Origin of the sequence: Thioalkalivibrio sp. ALR17-21 (genome assembly GCF_000420185.1) — a bacterium.
In the GTDB taxonomy this organism is placed as follows: domain Bacteria; phylum Pseudomonadota; class Gammaproteobacteria; order Ectothiorhodospirales; family Ectothiorhodospiraceae; genus Thioalkalivibrio; species Thioalkalivibrio halophilus.
Genome location: NZ_ATUL01000007.1, coordinates 134,091 through 140,982, shown reverse-complemented (window position 1 = coordinate 140,982; position 6,892 = coordinate 134,091). Strand labels below are relative to the sequence as shown.

Annotated in this window: 7 protein-coding genes; all 7 read left to right on the top strand. The window is 65.7% G+C overall.

All coding sequences use genetic code 11. The features are described from left to right. The first annotated feature begins 4 nt into the window (after positions 1 to 4). Positions 5 to 664, top strand: coding sequence for a hypothetical protein (locus G020_RS0105810; protein WP_024328956.1), 660 nt, complete (start codon positions 5 to 7; stop codon positions 662 to 664). A gap of 53 nt (positions 665 to 717) precedes the next feature. After that, positions 718 to 1,266 (top strand): hypothetical protein, encoded by a 549-nt coding sequence (locus G020_RS0105805; RefSeq protein WP_018869584.1) that lies wholly within the window; start codon positions 718 to 720, stop codon positions 1,264 to 1,266. A gap of 46 nt (positions 1,267 to 1,312) precedes the next feature. Continuing rightward, a complete protein-coding gene (locus G020_RS0105800) occupies positions 1,313 to 2,884 on the top strand; it encodes a dynamin family protein (protein ID WP_024328955.1) in 1,572 nt (523 codons plus the stop codon). Between the two features lie 330 nt (positions 2,885 to 3,214). Next, positions 3,215 to 3,688, top strand: coding sequence for a DsrE/DsrF/DrsH-like family protein (locus G020_RS0105790; protein ID WP_018945885.1), 474 nt, complete (start codon positions 3,215 to 3,217; stop codon positions 3,686 to 3,688). A 130-nt stretch (positions 3,689 to 3,818) separates the two neighbouring features. Further along, a complete protein-coding gene (gene cysM / locus G020_RS0105785; protein ID WP_024328954.1) occupies positions 3,819 to 4,727 on the top strand; it encodes a cysteine synthase CysM in 909 nt (302 codons plus the stop codon). Positions 4,728 to 4,734: 7 nt separating this feature from the next. After that, on the top strand, positions 4,735 to 5,526 hold the full coding sequence (locus G020_RS0105780; RefSeq protein WP_024328953.1) for a 3'-5' exonuclease: 792 nt from the start codon (positions 4,735 to 4,737) through the stop codon (positions 5,524 to 5,526). Positions 5,527 to 5,530: 4 nt separating this feature from the next. Next, the gene (gene rlmD / locus G020_RS0105775) at positions 5,531 to 6,856 is read left to right on the top strand and encodes a 23S rRNA (uracil(1939)-C(5))-methyltransferase RlmD (RefSeq protein ID WP_024328952.1); all 1,326 of its coding nucleotides are present in this window, start codon (positions 5,531 to 5,533) and stop codon (positions 6,854 to 6,856) included. Positions 6,857 to 6,892: the final 36 nt, after the last annotated feature.

Genomic DNA, 6,892 nt, shown 5'->3' with positions numbered 1-6,892 from the left:
ACAAATGGGATCAGGTGAAGACAAGCCGCGACGCGGTTTTATCAATCGCTACTGGGTGCTGATCGTGATCGTCCTCTGGCTGATCGCCTGGTCCGCCCGTGACTGGCTGGCGCCGGCCGAGCCGGGGGACCCGCCCGCGGAGTCCGGCGTCGTGCTCGAGGAAGAGCCCTCTGCCGGGGACCAGGAAGCTGCTCGGGAGGAAGCGGCCCGGGAAGAAGCTGCTCGGGAAGAAGCTGCTCGGGAAGAAGCTGCTCGGGAAGAAGCTGCTCGGGAAGAAGCGGCCAGGGAAGAAGCGGCCAGGGAAGAAGCGGCCAGGGAAGAAGCCGCCCGGGAAGAAGTCGCGGAGGAACCGGCGGTGGAGGTCGAGGCGCTGCTGACCGAAGCACGGGAGACGTACTGGCGCGAGGGTGCCGCAGCCGCGATGACCGTCCTCGAAGGCGGGCTGGAAACGCAGGCGTACGAAAGCCGGGAACGGGCGGACATCCTCGGGGAACTGGGCAATCTGCAACACGCCACCGGCGACGTTGAAGCCGCCATGGGCAGCTGGGACCGGGCGCTGGAGAAGCTTCCGGAGGGCGAGCGCCGGGCGATGATGGCCCCACTGCGTCCGATCTATGCCCGGCATCATCCGCAAGGGGCGGACCACCTGGAACGGTTCCGCTGAGGTTTGCGGCACCCTCCACATCACGTGTGCTGTAGTCACCGACCGGAGGAACGATGGGTGCGAAAGACAGGCCAGCTGACGGCGACAGTCAGTATTACGAGGTCAAGGAAGAGGCGGACGATGCGCAACGACGGGCCCGGCGGCTCGAACTGATCGTCTATGCTTCCCTGGTCGCATTCGTCGTGCTGGCGGTGTACGGTTTCTGGTTGATCACCAGCCTGACCCGGGACGTGTCACAGCTGACCGAGGAGATTTCCTCGATGACCCGGGTGGTGGACCGCGACATGTCGGCGATTGTGCGCCACATGGAGGCGATGGAGGGCCGCATGGTGGATATTGCGGGGTCCACGGCCGAGATGGAGCAGAGCGTTGCGTCCATCAGCGAGGACACCGGCCGCATGAGCACGGACATCGGGTCGATGACCCGGGATACCGAGGTGATGGCCGGGTCCGTGATCGGCATGCAGCGCGACATGTGGAGCCTGAATCGCAATGTGGGCGGTCCCATGGGTATGATGAACATGTTCAACCCACTCTCGGGGCAGGGCGGTCCCTATCCGGGGTCGGGCGGCCCATACCGTCCGCCGTCGGCGCCGCGCTAGTCGTGTGCGCGGTCTGCCCCGGGCCCGAACCATTACGGAGATCGGAATGTTCAATCGACCTGGCAGCCGCGTCCGCAAGCAGCTCAAGCTCCTGAGTGACCGTCTGGCGGAGGAAAACCCGGTCCTCGAGGGCGTGGTCAATCCGTTCCGGGAACTGGATCGGGTCGGATATGCCTCGGGCCTGCTGGATCCGGAAGAAGAGTCCTACGCCTTCACCATTTCCTGGTGGCCGATGATCTCGGTCCTGGGGACCTTTTCCTCGGGCAAGTCCACGTTCATCAACGAGTTCGTGGGTGAAACCGTGCAGCGCAGCGGCAGTCAGGCGGTGGACGACAAGTTCACCGTGATCTCCTATGGCGGCAGCGAACGGGTGCAGGAGCTCCCGGGGCTGGCGCTCGACGGTGATCCGCGCTTCCCGTTCTATCGAGTGTCCGACGAGATCGAACGCATCACCGATGGTGGCGGGCGCACGGTGGATCATTTCCTGGCCATGAAGACCGCGCGCGCGGAGCAGCTGCGGGGCCGCATCCTGATCGACTCGCCCGGGTTCGATGCCGACGAGCAACGCACCACCATCCTGCAGCTGACCGACCACATCATCGATCTGTCGGATCTGGTGCTGGTGTTCTTCGATGCACGGCACCCCGAACCCGGTGCCATGCGCGACACTCTGGAACACCTGGTCAACCGGGTGGCCGAGCGCAACGACTTCACCAAGCTGGTCTTTATCCTGAACCAGATCGACACGACCTGGCGCGAGGACAACCTCGAGGAAGTCGTCGCGGCCTGGCAGCGCGCGGTGGTGCGCCAGGGCAACGCAACCGGGCGTTTCTACTGCATCTACAACGAAAGCGGTGCGGTGGAGATCGGGGACCCGCAGGTGCGGGAACGCTACGAGGAGAAATCCGCGCACGACCGCGAGGAGATCCACAAGAAAATCCGGGAGATCAGTTCGTCGCGGTCCTATCGCATTATTGGAGCATTGCAGGCGATTGCCGAGTCCATCGAGATGGATGTGCTGCCGGCGATCAAGCGCAGTCTCGACCGCTGGCGCCGTCGGGTGCTGCAGTTCGACGCGGGCATGATGGGGGTGCTCGTGGCGGTGCTCGCGGTGATCGGGTATCAGGCGACCGACGGCATCCGTCCGTGGATCGACGGGCGGGTGTGGGGAACTCTGCTGGATAACCCGGTCTGGACCTCGGCGGGCGTGATCCTGCTGGTGGTGGCTCTGGGCGGGATCCATTTCTTCAACCGGCGCTGGCTCGCACGGCGAATCGCACGCGAGCTGCCGAAGGAATCGGCGGCGGGGAACTGGCAGGCGGCCTTTCTCAAGAGTACCCGTCCGATGCGTTCGCTATTCGCGCGCTCGCCGCGCGGACTCGGGCGGCGGCGTCTGGCGCGTCTGCATGGTCTCCGCGATCAGGCAGAGGCCTATATCCAGAAGCTCAACAATCAGTTCGTGGACGCACGTCCCGTGGATCCAGGCAGTGGCCGGGCGTCCGCGGCGGACGTCCACCGTCCGGCGGAGGCCGCCGAACGGCGGCCGGCGCCGGAATCCGGACCGGATCAGGAAGGTTCGGCCGAGGTCAGTGATGCAGGGAGCAACGGAACGCGGTAGGCTTCCGGCTGCCCTGGTTGGTGCCTGCCTGCTGTCGAAAAAAAGCAAAGCGGTCGCGGGACGGCCCAGGGCCGGCTGCACCGAAGGAGGAGAGCAATGACCGTACTGGCGTGGGTCATGTTTGGGCTGGCGATGATTCTGGTGCCGATTTCCGTCTGGGCCAGTCTTGCCGCCCTGGGCGTTTGCGCGGGTTGCGCCCTGGTTCGGGACTGGCGACGAGCGCGTCACAACGCCGGACACTGAAGTATCCGCGAATCACGCCATTCGGAGCCGGGTGGTGCAGGGGGCGCTACCCGGCTTCGCCATGTATAACAACAGGAGGAAAACTCAATGAGCGACGAACAGAAGAAAATGGCCATCATCGCGACCAAGGGCAGTCTGGACTGGGGGTATCCCCCGTTCATCCTGGCCTCCACCGCGGCGGCCCTGGGCTATGAATGCGAGATCTTCTTTACTTTCTACGGGCTGAAGCTGCTGGAGAAAAAGCTGGATCTTCAGGTGACCTCGCTGGGCAATCCGGGCATGCCGATGCCGATGCCCATGCCGGTTCTTGTGCAGGCCCTGCCGGGGATGCAGAAGATGATGACCGTGATGATGAAGAAGAAGATGAAGGCGAAGGGCGTCTCTGATCTGGAGGATCTGCGCGATCTGTGCCAGGAGGCCGAAGTGCGGATGATCGCCTGCCAGATGACGGTGGATCTGTTCGAAATGGACACCAGTCACTTCATTGATGGCGTGGAATACGCGGGGGCGGCGGCGTTCTTCGAGTTCGCCGGTGATTCCGACATCTGCCTGTTCATGTAAACGGGCGGGGCGTTCGCGCCATTCGGGCCCCGGAGCCGAGCTCCGGGGCCTTTTTGTTGACGGGGTTCACGGCGCATTCATCGTGTCCACGGACCCGCAAAGCCGGCGCGAGTCGTTATACTCTGCGGCCATGAAACGACTGCATCCCGATTCCTTTCCGACGCTCGAGGATTTCGTCGGTAACACGCCGCTGGTGCGCCTGCAGCGCCTGGCCGCGGATCTGCCGTCGACCGTGCTGGTCAAGCTCGAGGGCAACAATCCCGCCGGTTCGGTCAAGGACCGCCCGGCGGTGAACATGATCCGGGCGGCGGAACAGCGCGGTGACATCCGTCCCGGCGACACCCTGATCGAGGCCACCTCCGGCAACACCGGTATCGCGCTGGCGATGGCGGCTGCGATCAAGGGCTATCGCATGATCCTGATCATGCCGGACAACATGTCGGCCGAACGGCGGGCGTCGATGAAGGCCTATGGCGCCGAGCTCAAGCTGGTCACGCGCGAGGAAAGCATGGAAGGGGCGCGTGATCTCGCTCAGGGCATGGCGGACGCGGGAGAGGGCTTCCTGCTCAACCAGTTCGGCAATCCCGATAATCCCGATGCGCATTATCAGGGCACAGGGCCGGAGATCTGGCGCGACACCGAGGGCACGATCAGCCATTTCGTGTCTTCCATGGGCACCACCGGGACCATCATGGGGGTCTCGCGGTACCTGAAGGAGCGCAATCCGGAGATCGAGATCGTCGGCGTGCAGCCGGGAGAGGGGGCTTCCATACCGGGGATCCGGCGCTGGCCCGAGGCCTATCTGCCGACGATCTTCGAGGCCGCGCGGGTGGATCGCACCGTGGACGTGACCCAGGAGGAAGCGGAGACCACCATGCGCCGGCTGGCGGCAGAGGAAGGCATCTTTGCCGGGGTGTCGTCCGGCGGCGCGGTGGCAGCCACCCTGAGGCTCGCCGCAGAGGTCGAAGGCGGAACCTTCGTGGCCATTATCTGCGATCGCGGCGACCGCTACATTTCCACCGGCGTCTACCCCGACTGAGGCTGGCATGTCCGCTCCCGTACTGGTTTTTGACCTGGAAACGGTGCCCGATATCGAGGGCGCGCGCCGGCTGTACGATTTTGATGGCCTGACCGACCGGGAGGTCGCGGATGCGCTGTTCGCGATGCGCCGAGCGCAGACCGGCTTGGAATTCCTGCGCCATCCGCTGCATCGCATCGTATCCATCGGGGTGCTGTACCAGGGCGGGGAAGCGCTCAAGCTGTCGGCCTTCGGCCGCGACGGCGAGGACGGGCACACGCCGGACGAGGCCGAACTGCTGCGCCAGTTCTTCGGCGTGATCGACCAGCGCACGCCCACGCTGGTGAGCTGGAACGGCAGTGGCTTCGACCTGCCGGTGCTGCACTACCGCGCGCTGGTCAATGGTGTGCAGGCGCCGCGGTACTGGGAGCAGGGCGACGACGACCGCGAGTTCCGCTACAACAATTACCTGTCGCGCTTCCACTGGCGCCATGTCGACCTGATGGATGTGCTCGCGGGTTTCCAGGGCCGCGCGGTGACCGGTCTGGACACCATGGCCAGCCTGCTGGGTTTCCCCGGCAAGCTGGGCATGGACGGCTCCATGGTCTGGCCGGCATGGCGCGACGGACGCGCCGGCGAGATCCACGACTACGTGGAGCACGACGTGCTCAATACCTACCTCGTGTGGCTGCGCTTCGAGCACATGCGGGGCCACCTGACCGACGACGCGCTGAAGTCCCGCCAGGACCAGCTGGCGGATTACCTGGCCGCCAGCCCGGCGGAGCACCACCTTGAATTTCTCGAAGCCTGGCGGGGCTGACGGCATGGGCAAGAAGATCGACCGCACCCCGTTCGAGGCCGTGATCGAGGACGTGACCCTGGATGGCCAGGGCGTGATCCGGCGTGACGGCAAGGCCTGTTTCGTGCACGGGGCACTGGCCGGCGAGCGGGTGCGCGCGGTGCAGACCGGGCGCAAGCGCCGTTTTGATATGGCCGAAGTGGTGGAGGTGCTGGAGCCCGCTGCCGGCCGGGTGGATCCGCCCTGCGCGTTCTTCGGTCTGTGCGGTGGCTGCAAGCTGCAGCACGCCTCGATCGACCTGCAGCGCGAGATCAAGGAACAGGCCCTTTTCGACGCGCTGGAACGCATCGGTCATGTAACGCCCGAGGCGCGGTTCGAGCCGCTGACCGGGGCGACGCTGGGCTATCGGCGTACCGCGCGGCTCGGCGCCAAACATGTCCCGAAGAAGGGCGGGACCCTGGTCGGCTTCCGCGAAAGGGGCAGTCCCTATCTTGCGGAGATGGATCACTGCGAGGTGCTGCATCCGGCGGTGGGGCACCGGATCCGTGCGCTGCGGGACCTGCTGGACGGCCTGCAGGCGCGAGACCGGATCCCCCAGATCGAGGTCGGTGTGGATGATGACGACCGCGTGGCGCTGGTGTTCCGTCATCTCGATCCGCTGACCGACACCGATCGGGCGCGGCTGGCGACTTGGGCCGACGAGGAAGACATCGGCGTGTTCCTGCAGTCGGGCGGGCCGGAGACTGTGGTCCATCTGGCGGGGCCGGATGCCCCGCTGGTTTATCGTCACCCGGATTTCGGCGTCGAGGTGGGCTTCACGCCCATGGATTTCGTGCAGGTCCACCCCGAGGTGAACCGTGCCATGGTGCGCCAGGCAGTGGCCGCCATGGAACTGGAGCCGGGGCACCGGGTACTGGATCTGTTCTGCGGGCTGGGCAACCTCACCCTGCCGCTGGCCACCCGGACGGCCGGCGTGACCGGTATCGAGGTGGATGACGCGATGCTGGCACGTGCGGCGGACAGTGCCCGCGCCCAGGGCATTACCAATACCCGGTACGCGCGTGCGGATCTGGACGACGCCGAGGCCCTGTCGCGGGCCGACTGGCTGCACGAGGACTGGGACCGGGTCCTGCTCGATCCCCCGCGCACCGGGGCGGCCGCCGCCGTGGAGGCCCTTGGCCCGCGCCGGATCGAGCGCATGGTGTACGTGTCCTGCAACCCGGCGACCCTGGCCCGTGACGCCGAACGTCTGGTGCATCATCATGGCTACCGGCTGGAACGGGCCGGGATCATGGACATGTTCCCGCACACCGCGCACGTGGAATCCATGGCCGTCTTTTCCCGGGCCTGAGGGAGCGGCCGGATCGCGTGGTAACTCCAAGGAGGC